At 56.7% G+C, this 12,997-nt stretch carries 23 protein-coding genes; all 23 read left to right on the top strand.

Going from position 1 to position 12,997, the window contains the following annotated elements; all coding sequences use genetic code 11:
- The first annotated feature begins 50 nt into the window (after window positions 1-50).
- Window positions 51-773 (top strand): two-component system response regulator CreB, encoded by a 723-nt coding sequence (gene creB / locus CLU93_RS09900; RefSeq protein ID WP_099764321.1) that lies wholly within the window; start codon window positions 51-53, stop codon window positions 771-773.
- Window positions 770-2,191, top strand: coding sequence for a two-component system sensor histidine kinase CreC (gene creC, locus CLU93_RS09895; protein ID WP_099760932.1), 1,422 nt, complete (start codon window positions 770-772; stop codon window positions 2,189-2,191). The genes creB and creC overlap by 4 nt, the downstream gene beginning before the upstream one ends.
- An 82-nt stretch (window positions 2,192-2,273) precedes the next feature.
- On the top strand, window positions 2,274-3,683 hold the full coding sequence (creD, locus tag CLU93_RS09890) for a cell envelope integrity protein CreD (RefSeq protein ID WP_099760931.1): 1,410 nt from the start codon (window positions 2,274-2,276) through the stop codon (window positions 3,681-3,683).
- A 215-nt stretch (window positions 3,684-3,898) separates the two neighbouring features.
- A complete protein-coding gene (gene rplC, locus CLU93_RS09885) occupies window positions 3,899-4,555 on the top strand; it encodes a 50S ribosomal protein L3 (RefSeq protein ID WP_071079769.1) in 657 nt (218 codons plus the stop codon).
- A 3-nt stretch (window positions 4,556-4,558) separates the two neighbouring features.
- Window positions 4,559-5,179, top strand: a complete 621-nt coding sequence (gene rplD / locus CLU93_RS09880) for a 50S ribosomal protein L4 (RefSeq protein WP_034753197.1) — start codon at window positions 4,559-4,561, stop codon at window positions 5,177-5,179.
- Window positions 5,176-5,493 (top strand): 50S ribosomal protein L23, encoded by a 318-nt coding sequence (gene rplW / locus CLU93_RS09875; RefSeq protein ID WP_010394398.1) that lies wholly within the window; start codon window positions 5,176-5,178, stop codon window positions 5,491-5,493. Before rplD ends, rplW begins: the two co-directional genes overlap by 4 nt.
- Complete coding sequence (rplB, locus tag CLU93_RS09870; protein WP_010394400.1) at window positions 5,493-6,320, top strand: 50S ribosomal protein L2; 828 nt, start codon at window positions 5,493-5,495, stop codon at window positions 6,318-6,320. Before rplW ends, rplB begins: the two co-directional genes overlap by 1 nt.
- Window positions 6,321-6,330: 10 nt before the next feature.
- On the top strand, window positions 6,331-6,606 hold the full coding sequence (gene rpsS, locus CLU93_RS09865; RefSeq protein WP_008444295.1) for a 30S ribosomal protein S19: 276 nt from the start codon (window positions 6,331-6,333) through the stop codon (window positions 6,604-6,606).
- Window positions 6,603-6,935 (top strand): 50S ribosomal protein L22, encoded by a 333-nt coding sequence (rplV, locus tag CLU93_RS09860; RefSeq protein ID WP_170840583.1) that lies wholly within the window; start codon window positions 6,603-6,605, stop codon window positions 6,933-6,935. Before rpsS ends, rplV begins: the two co-directional genes overlap by 4 nt.
- A gap of 9 nt (window positions 6,936-6,944) precedes the next feature.
- A complete protein-coding gene (gene rpsC / locus CLU93_RS09855) occupies window positions 6,945-7,769 on the top strand; it encodes a 30S ribosomal protein S3 (protein ID WP_034753199.1) in 825 nt (274 codons plus the stop codon).
- A gap of 2 nt (window positions 7,770-7,771) precedes the next feature.
- A complete protein-coding gene (rplP, locus tag CLU93_RS09850; RefSeq protein ID WP_010394411.1) occupies window positions 7,772-8,191 on the top strand; it encodes a 50S ribosomal protein L16 in 420 nt (139 codons plus the stop codon).
- Window positions 8,192-8,203: 12 nt separating this feature from the next.
- The gene (gene rpmC / locus CLU93_RS09845; RefSeq protein WP_010394412.1) at window positions 8,204-8,395 is read left to right on the top strand and encodes a 50S ribosomal protein L29; all 192 of its coding nucleotides are present in this window, start codon (window positions 8,204-8,206) and stop codon (window positions 8,393-8,395) included.
- Window positions 8,392-8,664 (top strand): 30S ribosomal protein S17, encoded by a 273-nt coding sequence (gene rpsQ / locus CLU93_RS09840; protein WP_010394415.1) that lies wholly within the window; start codon window positions 8,392-8,394, stop codon window positions 8,662-8,664. The genes rpmC and rpsQ overlap by 4 nt, the downstream gene beginning before the upstream one ends.
- Window positions 8,665-8,917: 253 nt before the next feature.
- Window positions 8,918-9,286 carry a 50S ribosomal protein L14 gene (gene rplN, locus CLU93_RS09835; protein WP_008444317.1) on the top strand — a complete coding sequence of 123 codons (369 nt, stop codon included), beginning with the start codon at window positions 8,918-8,920 and terminating at the stop codon, window positions 9,284-9,286.
- 9 nt (window positions 9,287-9,295) lie between these two features.
- On the top strand, window positions 9,296-9,610 hold the full coding sequence (rplX, locus tag CLU93_RS09830; protein ID WP_034753204.1) for a 50S ribosomal protein L24: 315 nt from the start codon (window positions 9,296-9,298) through the stop codon (window positions 9,608-9,610).
- A 6-nt stretch (window positions 9,611-9,616) separates the two neighbouring features.
- On the top strand, window positions 9,617-10,156 hold the full coding sequence (gene rplE / locus CLU93_RS09825; RefSeq protein ID WP_010394421.1) for a 50S ribosomal protein L5: 540 nt from the start codon (window positions 9,617-9,619) through the stop codon (window positions 10,154-10,156).
- 2 nt (window positions 10,157-10,158) lie between these two features.
- Window positions 10,159-10,464 (top strand): 30S ribosomal protein S14, encoded by a 306-nt coding sequence (rpsN, locus tag CLU93_RS09820; RefSeq protein ID WP_010394423.1) that lies wholly within the window; start codon window positions 10,159-10,161, stop codon window positions 10,462-10,464.
- Between the two features lie 14 nt (window positions 10,465-10,478).
- Window positions 10,479-10,874 (top strand): 30S ribosomal protein S8, encoded by a 396-nt coding sequence (gene rpsH / locus CLU93_RS09815; protein WP_010394425.1) that lies wholly within the window; start codon window positions 10,479-10,481, stop codon window positions 10,872-10,874.
- A 10-nt stretch (window positions 10,875-10,884) separates the two neighbouring features.
- A complete protein-coding gene (gene rplF, locus CLU93_RS09810) occupies window positions 10,885-11,418 on the top strand; it encodes a 50S ribosomal protein L6 (protein ID WP_034778281.1) in 534 nt (177 codons plus the stop codon).
- A 13-nt stretch (window positions 11,419-11,431) separates the two neighbouring features.
- On the top strand, window positions 11,432-11,794 hold the full coding sequence (gene rplR / locus CLU93_RS09805) for a 50S ribosomal protein L18 (RefSeq protein ID WP_071079767.1): 363 nt from the start codon (window positions 11,432-11,434) through the stop codon (window positions 11,792-11,794).
- 9 nt (window positions 11,795-11,803) lie between these two features.
- Complete coding sequence (gene rpsE / locus CLU93_RS09800; protein WP_010394433.1) at window positions 11,804-12,322, top strand: 30S ribosomal protein S5; 519 nt, start codon at window positions 11,804-11,806, stop codon at window positions 12,320-12,322.
- A 10-nt stretch (window positions 12,323-12,332) separates the two neighbouring features.
- Complete coding sequence (gene rpmD, locus CLU93_RS09795; RefSeq protein ID WP_010394435.1) at window positions 12,333-12,512, top strand: 50S ribosomal protein L30; 180 nt, start codon at window positions 12,333-12,335, stop codon at window positions 12,510-12,512.
- Between the two features lie 30 nt (window positions 12,513-12,542).
- Window positions 12,543-12,974 carry a 50S ribosomal protein L15 gene (rplO, locus tag CLU93_RS09790; protein ID WP_034753211.1) on the top strand — a complete coding sequence of 144 codons (432 nt, stop codon included), beginning with the start codon at window positions 12,543-12,545 and terminating at the stop codon, window positions 12,972-12,974.
- The last annotated feature ends 23 nt before the right edge of the window (window positions 12,975-12,997 follow it).

The raw sequence follows: 12,997 nt of genomic DNA, 5'->3' as shown, positions 1-12,997 counted from the left end.
TGCCCGCTTCAGGGATACTCCGGACTTGTCCATTAATGTGTGCCGCCGCCATGTCCAAGACTGTCCTGATCGTGGAAGATGAACAGGCGATCGCCGACAGCATCGCCTATGCCTTGCGCACGGACGGCTTTACGCCGCGCCATGTGACCTTGGGTGAGCAGGCGCTTGCCGTGCTGCGCAGTGAGGCCGCACCGCAACTGGTGGTGCTCGATATCGGCTTGCCCGACATGAGCGGGCTGGAAGTATGCCGCCGGCTGCGCCAGTTTTCCGAGGTGCCGGTGATTTTCCTGACGGCCCGCAGCGATGAAATCGACCGTATCGTCGGCCTGGAAATCGGCGCCGATGATTACGTCACCAAGCCGTTCTCGCCGCGCGAACTGGTGGCGCGCATCCGCGTCATCCTGCGCCGCGCCGGCGCCGCGCCAGCGCTGCGCGAGACTGGCATGATGAGCGCCGATGCCGTCACGGCGAGCGCGCCGGCGCCGGCGCGCTTCGAACTGCGCGTGCTGGAGGCAAAAGTACTGTTTCACGGCCAGCCGCTGGACCTGACCCGTTACGAGTACCTGCTGCTGAAAACCCTGCTGGAACACCCGGGCCACGTGCTGTCGCGCGCGCAACTGATGGCGCGCGTGTGGAGCGCAGCGCCCGACACGCTCGAGCGCACCGTCGATGCGCACGTCAAATCGCTGCGTGCCAAGCTGCGCGCCATCGATGCGCAGGCCGACCCCATCCACACCCACCGTGGCCTCGGCTACAGCCTGGCCGGCGCATGAAGATCGGCCTGCGCATCCTGCTCGGCTACTTCCTGATCGTCGGCCTGGCCGCGTGGTTCTTGCTGAACGTCTTCATGGAGCAGGTCAAGCCGGGTGTGCGCTCGACCCTGGAAGATACCCTGGTCGATACCTCGCAACTGCTGGCCAGCCTGGTGGCCCCCGATTTGAAGGCGGGCACGCTGGCACAGTCGCCCTTGGCCGAGCGCATGCAGGACTATGCGCGCCATGGCGTGGACGTCAATATCAATGGCGTGCGCAAGCGCACGCTTGACTACCGTATCACCATCACGGACCGGCACGGCATCGTGCTGTTCGATTCCAGCGGCCGCGACGTGGGGCGCGACTATTCGCGCTGGAATGACGTATATCTCACCTTGCAGGGCAAGTATGGCGCGCGCAGCACGCGCAGCCGGCCCGACGACGAGATGTCGACGGTGATGCACGTGGCCGCACCGATCCGCGACGGCAATGCAGTGATCGGCGTGCTGACGGTGGCCAAACCGAATGCCAGCGTGCAAGCCTTTGTCGAGCGCAGCCAGCGCAAGATATTGCAGCGCGGCGCCATCCTGTTGCTGCTGTCGTTGCTGATCGGTCTGGCATTCGCCTGGTGGCTGCACCATGCGCTGGGCAAGCTGATGCATTACATCGGCGACGTGGAAGCAGGGCGCAAGGTGGCGCTGCCGGCGCTGGGCAACAACGAGATCGGCACCCTGGGGCGGGCGCTGGAGGCGATGCGCACGCGCCTGGAAGGCAAGGAATACGTGGAGCAGCTTATGCACACCCTGGCGCATGAATTGAAAAGCCCGATCGCCGCCATCCAGGCATCGGCCGAGCTGCTGCAGGAAGACATGCCGCCGGCCGAGCGGCGCCAGTTCCTCGCCAGTATCCTGGAACAGAATGCGCGCCAGCGGCAGCTGATCGACAAGCTGCTGGCCCTGGTGCGCGTGGAAAAGCAGCAGCGATTGGATAAGCCCGAGCGTATCGCGCTGGGGCCGCTGCTGGCGCAAGTGGCGCAGGACGCGGCCGCCACCCTGGCGGCGCGCGGCGTGCGCTTGCAGGTGCGGGCGGAAGAGGGGAGTGTGGCGGGCGACGCCCTGTTGCTGCGCCAGGCGCTGGGCAACCTGCTCGACAACGCGGCCGGCTTCGCGCCACCGGGCAGCTGCATCGAGCTGACGGCGCAGCGCCACGGCAGCCAGGTGGAAATTGCCGTGCGCGACCGCGGCGAGGGCATCCCCGCGTATGCGCTGGAACGTATCTTTGAGCGCTTTTATTCCCTGCCGCGCCCGACTGCTGGCAAGAGCACGGGCCTGGGCCTGCCCTTCGTGCGCGAGGTCGCTTCCCTGCATGGCGGCACGGCCGAAGTGCTCAATCATTCGGAAGGTGGTGCCTGCGCGCGCCTGTGCCTGCCGCTGGCCTGAGTGTATTTTTTGACTTCACACGCAACGCATCATCAGCGCACATGTTTTTTCTACACTGGCCGCCTTACTTCAAGGATGCGCCATGCAAAAAACTCTGTTAGTCAAAGCGTTGATCGTGTTCGGCCTGATGTTGCTGATCGGCCTGCCTCTGCTGATGATTCAGGAAACGATCAAGGAGCGGATGGAATTCCGCCAGGAAGCCGTCAATAGCATCGCCGCCGATTCGGTGCGCGAACAAACCATCATCGGTCCTATCCTGGTGATCCCCTACACGGAGCAATATGAAGAGCGCGTGGAAGTGGCCAAAGGCGATGACAGGGAAGCGAAAGCGCCTGTGCGCACGGAGTTGCTGCACCGCACGGTGCAGCGCCGCTTGCTGGTGTACCCGAACTTTTTGCTGCAGGAAGGCACCATCGAGACCGACCGCCGCTACCGTGGTATCCACCAGGTGCTGGTGTACAGCGGTCAGCATGCCTTCAAGGGAGATTTTACGGTACCGGCCAGCACGCAGTTGCCGCGCAAGTCGCCGGACTCGCGCGTGACCCTGGGCACGCCTTTCGTCGCGCTATCGATCGAGGACGTGCGCGGCATCCGCAATATCCCGAAAATCGACTGGGGCGGGCGCCAGATCGAGTTCGAGCAGGGCACCGACCTGTTTGCCTTCCGCAGCGGCCTGCACGCGCCGCTGGGCGCCATGCCGCTGGCGCAAGCGCAGCAGGTGAAATTCAGCTTTGACCTGGGGCTGGACGGCATCGAACGCCAGCATTTCGTGCCGGTGGCGAAAAACAGCCAGATCAGCATCAAGTCGAACTGGCCCCATCCGCAGTTTGGCGGGCGCTTCCTGCCGTCGCCGAAACACCGCCAGATCAACGCCGATGGCTTTCAGGTCGAGTGGAGCATCTCCTCGCTGGCGACCAATGCACAAACGCAGCTGAACACGATCGAGGGGGAATTCAAGGTGCCCGACAGTGCGCCGCTGGGCCAGGTGGACCGCTTCAGCGTGGGCTTCATCGAGCCGGTGAACGTGTATTCGCAATCGGACCGTGCCACCAAGTATGGCTTGCTGTTCGTGGCACTGACCTTTGCCGCCTTCTTCATCTTTGAAATCCTGAAGAGCCTGCCGATCCACCCGGTGCAGTACTTGCTGGTGGGCCTGTCGCTGGTGATCTTCTTCCTGCTGCTGGTGGGCCTGGCCGAGCACATCGCCTTCCTCGCCGCCTACCTGATCGCCAGCGCCGCCTGTATCGCGCTGACCAGCTTTTACCTGGCGCACGTGCTGCACAATGCCTGGCGCGGCATCGGCTTCGGCATGGCGCTGACGGCGCTGTATGGCGCCCTGTATGGCTTGCTGAGCTCGGAAAACAATGCGCTGGTGATGGGCAGCATCCTGTTGTTCGCCGTGCTGGCCGCCATCATGGTGGCGACACGCAAAGTTGACTGGTATCAAGTGGGCAAGGGCGCAGTGGCACCCGCTGCAGAGCCGCATGAATAGGCGATGTGTGCTACATTAGCCGACCTTTGCAGCGCCCCTGACAACTGTCGCAGGGGCGTCGCGCAACACTTTGACATACCTCGTGTTAACTTGTTGCGTCAAGGGTTTTTGTGCTATATACTAGCCGGCTTCGGTATGGATTCGTCTTTTTTGGATCCTACGTTACTTTGTAGTTAAACAAGCCCCGCCCAATCGCAGGTGGGAATGGAGAAAAAATGAGCCTAGGCCTTCTCGGTCGCAAGGTTGGTATGATGCGCATTTTCACGGATGAAGGGGACTCGATCCCGGTCACCGTGTTGGACGTATCGAACAACCGTGTTGCGCAAATCAAAACCCCTGAAACAGATGGCTACTCCGCTGTTCAGGTCGCATTCGGTCAACGTCGCGCTTCCCGCGTGACCAAAGCTGTTGCTGGTCATCACGCTAAAGCTGGCGTTGAAGCCGGTACTCTGTTGAAAGAGTTCCGTGTCGATGCTGCTAAAGCCGCTGAACTGAAAGCTGGCGATGTTGTCGCTGCTTCCCTGTTCGAAGTCGGTCAAAAGATCGACGTGCAAGGCGTTACCATTGGTAAAGGCTATGCAGGCGTTATCAAACGTTATCACTTCTCTTCTGGCCGTGCAACGCACGGTAACTCGCGTTCGCACAACGTTCCAGGTTCCATCGGTATGGCACAAGATCCAGGTCGCGTTTTCCCTGGTAAGCGCATGACCGGTCATCTGGGTGACGTTAACCGTACGATCCAGAACCTCGTGATCGCCCGTATCGATGCCGACCGTCAGCTGTTGCTGGTCAAAGGCGCGATTCCAGGTGCGAAAAATGGCCAGGTAGTTGTCTCGCCAGCCATCAAAACCAAAGCCAAGAAGGGAGCTTAAACGATGGAACTCAAGCTTCTGAATGCGCAAGGTCAAGCCGCCTCGAACGTTGCTGCAGCCGATACGATTTTCGGCCGTGACTACAATGAAGCGCTGATCCACCAAGTCGTCATCGCGTATCAAGCGAATGCACGTAGTGGTAACCGCAAGCAAAAAGACCGTGAAGAAGTTCACCACACGACGAAAAAGCCATGGCGCCAAAAAGGTACCGGCCGCGCTCGTGCTGGTATGTCGTCCTCGCCACTGTGGCGCGGCGGTGGTCGGATTTTCCCGAACTCGCCTGACGAAAACTTCACCCACAAAGTGAATAAAAAGATGTATCGCGCAGGTATCTGCTCGATTCTGTCGCAGCTGGCTCGCGAAGAGCGCCTGATCGTCATCGACGATCTGACGATCGACGCGCCAAAGACCAAGCTGTTGTCGCAAAAATTGAACGGCCTGGGCTTTGATTCGGTTCTGATCATCACCGACGTTCTGAACGAAAACCTGGAACTGGCATCGCGCAACCTGCCTAACGTACTCGTCGTTGAGCCACGTCACGCAGATCCGATGTCCCTGGTGTTCTACAAGAAGATCCTGGTCACCAAAGCTGCATTGGCCAAGATTGAGGAGATGCTGGCATGAGCGCGATTTTGAAACATAGCGAAGAACGCTTGATGAAGGTGCTGTTGGCGCCCGTGATTTCCGAGAAGGCCACCATGGTCGCGGAAAAGAACGAGCAAATTGTATTCCGCGTACTGCCGGATGCAACCAAGCCTGAAATCAAGGCAGCGGTCGAACTGCTGTTCAAGGTTGAAGTCCTGTCCGTGCAAACTGCAAACCGCGAAGGTAAGCAGAAACGCACCGGCAAGTTCAACGGTCGTCGTAACCATACCAAGCGTGCTTTCGTGTGCCTGAAGCCTGGCCAGGAAATCAACTTCTCCGAGGAGGCTGCATAATGGCACTCGTTAAGATGAAACCAACCTCGCCAGGCCGTCGCGGCATGGTAAAGGTGGTGAACCCAGACCTGTACAAAGGTCGTCCGTTCGCTGCCCTGGTTGAAAAGAAATCCAAGACCGCTGGTCGTAACAACAACGGTCACATCACCACCCGTCATATCGGTGGTGGTCATAAGCAACACTATCGCTTGATCGACTTCAAGCGCACCAAAGATGGTATTCCAGCGAAAGTGGAACGTATCGAATACGATCCAAACCGCACCGCGAATATCGCTCTGTTGTGCTACGCCGACGGCGAACGTCACTACATCATCGCAACCAAAGGCATGGCCGTTGGCGACAGCGTGATGAACGGTTCGGAAGCACCGATCAAATCGGGTAACTGCTTGCCAATCCGTAACATCCCAGTCGGTACCGTGATGCATTGCGTCGAAATGCTGCCAGGTAAAGGTGCCCAAATGGCACGTACCGCTGGCGCTGGCGTTGTGCTGATGGCACGTGAAGGTACCTATGCTCAAGTGCGTCTGCGCTCGGGTGAAGTACGTCGCGTGCACATCGAGTGCCGTGCAACGGTTGGTGAAGTCGGTAATGCCGAGCACAGCCTGCGTAAAATCGGTAAAGCTGGCGCGATGCGCTGGCGCGGTGTTCGTCCTACCGTTCGCGGTGTGGTCATGAACCCGGTCGATCACCCGCACGGTGGTGGTGAAGGTAAAACAGCAGCTGGTCGTCATCCAGTTTCGCCATGGGGCCAACAGACCAAGGGTAAGAAAACACGCAGCAACAAGCGTACGACTTCCATGATCGTCTCGCGCCGCGGCAAGAAATAAGGGGTAGCACATGACACGTTCATTGAAAAAAGGGCCGTTCTGTGACGCCCACCTGGTGAAAAAAGTTGAAGCCGCGCAAGCAGCCAAAGACAAAAAGCCAATCAAAACCTGGTCGCGTCGTTCGACAATCATGCCTGACTTTATCGGCCTGACGATCGCGGTTCATAACGGCAAGCTGCACGTGCCGGTTTATGTTTCCGAAAACATGGTTGGTCACAAGCTCGGCGAATTCGCACTGACCCGTACGTTCAAGGGCCATGCAGCTGACAAAAAGGCTAAGAAATAATGGAAACTAAAGCTATCCTCAAAGGTGTGCGCCTGTCGGACCAAAAGGGCCGCCTGGTTGCTGACCTGATCCGTGGCAAGAAAGTTGACGCTGCACTCAACATCTTGCAATTCAGCCCGAAAAAAGGTGCTGCGATCATCAAACGTGTTCTGGAATCCGCTATTGCGAATGCCGAGCACAATGATGGTGCGGACATCGACGAATTGTTCGTGAAAACGATCTACGTCGAAAAGGGCCCCGTCCTGAAGCGCTTCACCGCGCGTGCAAAAGGCCGTGGCGACCGTATTTCGAAACAATCCTGTCACGTTTACGTGACTGTCGGTAACTAAGGAGCCACGATGGGTCAGAAAATTCATCCAACCGGTTTCCGTCTGGCGGTCACCCGTAACTGGGCTTCGCGCTGGTATGCAGGCAACGGTAATTTCGCTGCCATGCTGAACGAAGACTTGAAAGCACGTGCTTACCTGAAAAAGAAACTGAAGAACGCATCCGTTGGTCGCATCGTTATCGAGCGCCCAGCCAAGAACGCGCGCTTCACGATCTACAGCTCGCGTCCAGGCGTGGTCATTGGTAAAAAAGGCGAAGACATCGAAGTACTGAAGTCCGCGCTGACCAAGATCATGGGCGTACCTGTTCACGTGAACATCGAAGAAATTCGCAAGCCAGAAATCGACTCGCAACTGATCGCCGATTCGATCGCTCAGCAGCTGGAAAAACGGATCATGTTCCGCCGCGCCATGAAGCGTGCAATGCAAAATGCAATGCGCCTGGGTGCTCTCGGTATCAAGATCATGTCGTCCGGCCGTCTGAACGGTATCGAAATCGCGCGTAAAGAGTGGTACCGCGAAGGCCGCGTGCCTCTGCATACCCTGCGCGCCGATATCGACTACGGTACCAGCGAAGCGTCGACCACCTACGGCATCATCGGTGTCAAGGTGTGGGTATACAAAGGTGACCGCGCGCCTAACGGCGATGCACCAGTCATCGATACCCCAGCTGACGAGAAGAAAAGCCGCGGCCCACGCCGTGACGATGGCAAGCCAGCTGGCCGTCCACGTCCAGCCGGTGCCGGTGCGAAACCATCCACAGCACCAGGTGCACGTGTGCGTACCGCCGCTAAACCGGCCGCCGCAGCAGCACCAGCTGAGAAAGCAGGAGAATAATCATGCTGCAACCAGCACGCAGAAAGTATCGTAAAGAGCAGAAAGGCCGTAATACCGGTATTTCGCACAGCCGCGGCACCGCCGTGTCGTTTGGCGAATTCGGTCTGAAGGCAGTTGCGCGCGGTCGTATCACTGCGCGTCAAATTGAAGCGGCGCGTCGTGCAATGACGCGTCACATCAAGCGCGGTGGCCGTATCTGGATCCGTATTTTCCCGGACAAACCGATTTCGAACAAACCGGCTGAAGTCCGTATGGGTAACGGTAAGGGTAATCCTGAGTACTACGTCGCTGAAATTCAGCCAGGCAAAGTACTGTACGAAATGGATGGCGTTGATGAAGCGCTGGCACGGGAAGCTTTCCGTCTTGCCGCCTCTAAACTGCCACTGGCGACGACGTTTGTCATCCGCCAAGTCGGCCAATAATTGGAGTTGTATATGAAAGCATCTGAACTCCGCGGCAAAGACCAGCCAGCTCTGCAAAAAGAGCTGAATGACTTGTTGAAGGCACAGTTCGGCCTGCGTATGCAAATCGCTACGCAGCAGCTGAGCAACACTTCGCAGCTCAAGAAGGTACGCCGCGATATCGCGCGTGTGAAGACGGTAATGAATCTGAAGGAAGCCAAATGAACGAACCAGTGAAACAGTCGCTCAAGCGCACGCTGATCGGTAAAGTGGTTTCGGACAAGATGGACAAGACCGTTACCGTTCTGATCGAGCGCCACGTAAAACATCCTTTGTATGGCAAGATCATCATGCGCTCGAACAAGTATCACGCGCATGACGAGACCAACCAAGTCAAGGCCGGTGATACGGTCGAGATCCAGGAAGGTCGCCCGATCTCCAAAACGAAGGCATGGACGGTGACACGTGTGGTTCAAGCCGCACCAACCGTTTAAATAAAAACCACCGTTTCGGCGGTGGCTTTTAATTAGTACTTGCAGGCCCGCAAATTGTATGTAATACTTGCGGGCTTCGTTCATGTAACGCCGCAAAGTGTCTGGTCACAGACAGTAGCATTCGCGGTCAGTTAATGTATGAAGGTCATGCACCCAAACAGTGAAGCCCAGCAGGGCGGCTCTGGCGGGACCAAGACTGACCGTGGGTCTACATTGTGTGGATTCTTCGGCTTAAGTTGGGAAAGAGAATACTATGATTCAAACTGAAAGCCGGCTCGAAGTGGCTGACAATACCGGTGCCAAAGAAGTAATGTGCATCAAGGTATTGGGCGGCTCCAAGCGCCGTTATGCTGGCATTGGCGATGTGATCAAGGTAACCGTTAAGGTTGCTGCGCCACGTGGCCGTGTCAAAAAAGGTGAAATTTATAACGCCGTGGTTGTGCGCACCGCTAAAGGTGTTCGCCGCCAAGACGGTTCCCTGGTGAAGTTCGACGGCAATGCCGCCGTTCTGTTGAACGCCAAGCTGGAACCGATCGGTACCCGTATTTTTGGACCTGTCACACGCGAACTGCGTACTGAGAAGTTCATGAAAATCGTGTCCCTGGCACCGGAAGTCCTGTAAGGAGTCGTAATGGATAAGATTCGTAAAAACGACGAAGTCATCGTTCTGACCGGGAAAGACAAGGGCAAACGTGGTGTGGTACAGCAGCGTATCGATGCTGAACATATCGTGGTTGACGGCATTAACATCGCTAAAAAAGCGACTAAGCCAAACCCGATGACTGGCGTAACTGGTGGTATCGTCGATAAGACCATGCCAATTCACGTGTCCAACGTTGCATTGTTTAATGCAGCGACTGGCAAGGCAGATCGCGTGGGTTTCAAAGAAGTGGACGGCAAGAAAGTTCGCATCTTTAAATCCTCCGGCGAAGTAGTGAAGGCTTAAGAAATCATGGCACGTCTCCAAGAATTCTATAAAGAAAAAGTCGTTGCCGACCTGACCAGCAAGTTTGGTTACAAGTCGGTAATGGAAGTTCCACGCCTGACCAAGATCACCCTGAACATGGGTGTTGGTGAGGCTATCGCGGATAAAAAAGTTCTCGAGCACGCAGTTGCTGACTTGACCAAGATCGCCGGCCAGAAGCCAGTGACCACCAAGTCCCGCAAAGCGATCGCAGGCTTCAAAATCCGTGAAGGTTACCCGATCGGTACGATGGTCACCCTGCGCGGCGCTCGCATGTACGAGTTCCTGGATCGCTTCATTACCGTGGCTCTGCCGCGCGTACGCGATTTCCGTGGTGTGAACGGCCGTGCATTTGATGGTCGTGGTAACTACAACATCGGTGTCAAGGAACAGATCATTTTCCCTGAAATCGAATACGACAAGATTGACGCGTTGCGCGGTATGAATATCAGCATCACGACAACCGCTAAGACCGATGACGAAGCCAAAGCTTTGCTCGCCGCCTTTAAATTCCCTTTCAGGAACTGATCATGGCCAAACTGTCACTGATTAATCGTGAGATCAAGCGTGCTGACCTGGTGGCGAAATTCGCCCCTAAGCGCGAAGCTCTCAAGGCCATCGTCGATGACCAATCGAAATCGGAAGAAGAGCGCTACGAAGCTCGCCTGAAATTGCAGGCGCTGCCACGTAACTCGAACCCGACGCGTCAACGTAACCGTTGCGCCATCACTGGTCGTCCGCGCGGCACATTCCGTAAATTCGGTCTGGGTCGTATCAAGCTCCGTGAATTCGCCATGCGTGGTGAAATTCCGGGTATGACAAAAGCAAGCTGGTAATAGGAGAATATGCAATGAGTATGAGCGATCCTATCGCCGATATGCTGACCCGCATTCGCAATGCACAAGGCGTGCAAAAGACGACCGTGGCCATGCCATCGTCGAAAGTCAAAATTGCGATTGCCAGCGTCCTGAAGGACGAGGGTTACATTGAAGATTTCGCTGTTACCGAAGCTGGTGGCAAAGCGGAACTGAAAATCGGTTTGAAGTATTATGTTGGCCGTCCCGTTATTGAGCGCTTGGAGCGCGTGTCCCGTCCGGGTCTGCGCGTCTACAAGGGTAAAGACGAGATCCCTGTTGTGATGAATGGCTTGGGTGTGGCGATCGTGTCGACTCCGCAAGGCGTCATGACTGACCGCAAAGCACGCGCTACCGGTGTCGGCGGCGAAGTTATTTGCTACGTGGCTTAAGGAGTTACACATGTCTCGAGTAGCTAAAATGCCTATCGTAGTGCCAGCTGGCGCCGAAGTCGCCATCTCCGCACAAGCGATCACCGTAAAAGGCCCGCTGGGCGTACTTTCCCAGGCCCTCACCGGCCAGGTCAAAGTAGAAAACAATGCAGGAACCCTGAGTTTCGACGTGGCGAACGACAGCCGCGAAGCCAATGCCATGTCCGGCACGCTGCGCGCACTGGTCAACAACATGGTTGTTGGCGTCACCAAGGGTTTCGAGAAAAAGCTGAACCTGGTAGGCGTGGGTTACAAGGCGCAAGCTCAAGGCGACAAGTTGAATCTGTCCCTGGGTTTCTCGCACCCTGTAGTGCATGACATGCCAGCTGGCGTTACCTGCGCAACACCAACCCCGACCGAGATCCTGATTAAAGGTATCGACCGTCAACAGGTTGGCCAGGTAGCCGCTGAAGTTCGTGCTTACCGCGCTCCTGAGCCTTATAAAGGCAAGGGCGTTCGCTATGCGGACGAAGTGGTTAAGCTTAAAGAAACCAAGAAGAAGTAATTAGGGGCTGACGATGGATAAGAAAGAATCACGGCTTCGCCGCGGACGCCAAACCCGCATCAAGATTGCGGAATTGAAAGTAAATCGCTTGTCGGTGCATCGCACCAACCTGCACATTTACGCCAACCTGATCAGCCCGGATGCAAAAATCCTGGTTTCGGCCTCGACGGCTGAAGCGGAAGTTCGCGCTGAACTGGCAGGCCAATCCGGCAAAGGCGGCAATGCCGCTGCTGCAGCCTTGATCGGCAAGCGCGTCGCTGAAAAAGCGTTGAAAGCAGGGATTACCGAAGTTGCGTTTGACCGCTCCGGTTTCCGTTACCACGGCCGTGTGAAAGCGTTGGCAGAAGCCGCACGCGAAGCCGGTCTGAAGTTCTAAGGATCAATCATGGCAAAAATGCAAGCAAAAATGCAAAGCGACAAGCCGGATGATGGCATGCGCGAAAAAATGATCGCGATCAACCGCGTGACCAAAGTGGTCAAGGGTGGTCGTATCATGGGTTTCGCCGCGCTGACCGTAGTTGGTGATGGCGATGGCCGCGTCGGCATGGGCAAGGGCAAATCGAAAGAAGTGCCAGTTGGCGTGCAGAAGGCAATGGAAGAAGCCCGTCGCAACCTGATCAAAGTACCGCTCAAAAACGGTACCTTGCATCACACGGTTGTTGGTCGTCACGGCGCCTCCAAGGTCCTGATGAACCCAGCTAAGCCTGGTACTGGCGTGATCGCTGGTGGCGCCATGCGCGCTATCTTCGAAGTGATGGGCGTGACGGACGTGGTGGCGAAATCCACCGGTTCGAACAACCCATACAACCTGGTACGCGCTACGCTGGACGGCCTGTCGAAAATGAGCACTGCTTCCGATATCGCTGCCAAACGCGGCAAGTCGGTTGAAGACATTCTGGCTTAAGGTGGACAAAATGACAAACACAGTCAAAGTGCAATTGGTCAAGGGCTTGATCGGTACGCGCGAATCGCATCGCGCTACCGTGCGCGGTCTGGGTCTGCGTCGTGTAAATTCGGTTTCCGAATTGCAAGACACCCCATCCGTACGCGGCATGATCAATAAAGTATCGTATCTCGTTAAAGTTGTCGGGTAAGCCTTCGGGCTTACACGAACGGAGCAAATCATGGAATTGAATACTATTGCACCAGCCGAAGGCGCTAAGCACTACAAGCGTCGCGTCGGTCGCGGTATCGGCTCCGGCCTGGGTAAAACCTCGGGTCGTGGTCACAAAGGTCAGAAATCGCGTTCGGGCGGCTTTCATAAAGTCGGTTTCGAAGGCGGTCAGATGCCTCTGCAACGCCGTCTGCCTAAGCGCGGTTTCAAATCGATGCACGCAACCTTCAAAGCTGAAGTGCGCCTGTCCGATCTGAACAACCTGGCTGTTGGCGATGTCGACATTCTGGTCTTGAAGCAAGCTGGCGTTCTGGGCGTGTTGGCCCGTGACGTGCGCGTGATCTTGTCCGGCGAAATCACCAAAGCGGTGAATTTGAAGGGCTTGAAAGTGTCCGCTGGCGCGAAAGCCGCCATCGAAGCAGCCGGCGGCTCGGTAGCCTGAGTTGACCGCTAACAGCTTGATCG

The sequence above is a fragment of the Janthinobacterium sp. 35 genome (genome assembly GCF_002754575.1).
GTDB classification, from domain to species: domain Bacteria; phylum Pseudomonadota; class Gammaproteobacteria; order Burkholderiales; family Burkholderiaceae_D; genus Janthinobacterium; species Janthinobacterium tructae.
The sequence above is the reverse complement of the archived record's forward strand: the minus strand, read 5'-3'. Positions and strand labels throughout refer to the sequence as shown.

What these genes read in the sequence shown, in the direction of transcription:
- creB (WP_099764321.1), top strand. Translation starts at nt 51, where the DNA reads ATGTCCAAGACTGTCCTGATCGTGGAAGATGAACAGGCGATCGCCGAC.
- creC (WP_099760932.1), top strand. Translation starts at nt 770, where the DNA reads ATGAAGATCGGCCTGCGCATCCTGCTCGGCTACTTCCTGATCGTCGGC.
- creD (WP_099760931.1), top strand. Translation starts at nt 2,274, where the DNA reads ATGCAAAAAACTCTGTTAGTCAAAGCGTTGATCGTGTTCGGCCTGATG.
- rplC (WP_071079769.1), top strand. Translation starts at nt 3,899, where the DNA reads ATGAGCCTAGGCCTTCTCGGTCGCAAGGTTGGTATGATGCGCATTTTC.
- rplD (WP_034753197.1), top strand. Translation starts at nt 4,559, where the DNA reads ATGGAACTCAAGCTTCTGAATGCGCAAGGTCAAGCCGCCTCGAACGTT.
- rplW (WP_010394398.1), top strand. Translation starts at nt 5,176, where the DNA reads ATGAGCGCGATTTTGAAACATAGCGAAGAACGCTTGATGAAGGTGCTG.
- rplB (WP_010394400.1), top strand. Translation starts at nt 5,493, where the DNA reads ATGGCACTCGTTAAGATGAAACCAACCTCGCCAGGCCGTCGCGGCATG.
- rpsS (WP_008444295.1), top strand. Translation starts at nt 6,331, where the DNA reads ATGACACGTTCATTGAAAAAAGGGCCGTTCTGTGACGCCCACCTGGTG.
- rpsC (WP_034753199.1), top strand. Translation starts at nt 6,945, where the DNA reads ATGGGTCAGAAAATTCATCCAACCGGTTTCCGTCTGGCGGTCACCCGT.
- rplP (WP_010394411.1), top strand. Translation starts at nt 7,772, where the DNA reads ATGCTGCAACCAGCACGCAGAAAGTATCGTAAAGAGCAGAAAGGCCGT.
- rpmC (WP_010394412.1), top strand. Translation starts at nt 8,204, where the DNA reads ATGAAAGCATCTGAACTCCGCGGCAAAGACCAGCCAGCTCTGCAAAAA.
- rpsQ (WP_010394415.1), top strand. Translation starts at nt 8,392, where the DNA reads ATGAACGAACCAGTGAAACAGTCGCTCAAGCGCACGCTGATCGGTAAA.
- rplN (WP_008444317.1), top strand. Translation starts at nt 8,918, where the DNA reads ATGATTCAAACTGAAAGCCGGCTCGAAGTGGCTGACAATACCGGTGCC.
- rplX (WP_034753204.1), top strand. Translation starts at nt 9,296, where the DNA reads ATGGATAAGATTCGTAAAAACGACGAAGTCATCGTTCTGACCGGGAAA.
- rplE (WP_010394421.1), top strand. Translation starts at nt 9,617, where the DNA reads ATGGCACGTCTCCAAGAATTCTATAAAGAAAAAGTCGTTGCCGACCTG.
- rpsN (WP_010394423.1), top strand. Translation starts at nt 10,159, where the DNA reads ATGGCCAAACTGTCACTGATTAATCGTGAGATCAAGCGTGCTGACCTG.
- rpsH (WP_010394425.1), top strand. Translation starts at nt 10,479, where the DNA reads ATGAGTATGAGCGATCCTATCGCCGATATGCTGACCCGCATTCGCAAT.
- rplF (WP_034778281.1), top strand. Translation starts at nt 10,885, where the DNA reads ATGTCTCGAGTAGCTAAAATGCCTATCGTAGTGCCAGCTGGCGCCGAA.
- rplR (WP_071079767.1), top strand. Translation starts at nt 11,432, where the DNA reads ATGGATAAGAAAGAATCACGGCTTCGCCGCGGACGCCAAACCCGCATC.
- rpsE (WP_010394433.1), top strand. Translation starts at nt 11,804, where the DNA reads ATGGCAAAAATGCAAGCAAAAATGCAAAGCGACAAGCCGGATGATGGC.
- rpmD (WP_010394435.1), top strand. Translation starts at nt 12,333, where the DNA reads ATGACAAACACAGTCAAAGTGCAATTGGTCAAGGGCTTGATCGGTACG.
- rplO (WP_034753211.1), top strand. Translation starts at nt 12,543, where the DNA reads ATGGAATTGAATACTATTGCACCAGCCGAAGGCGCTAAGCACTACAAG.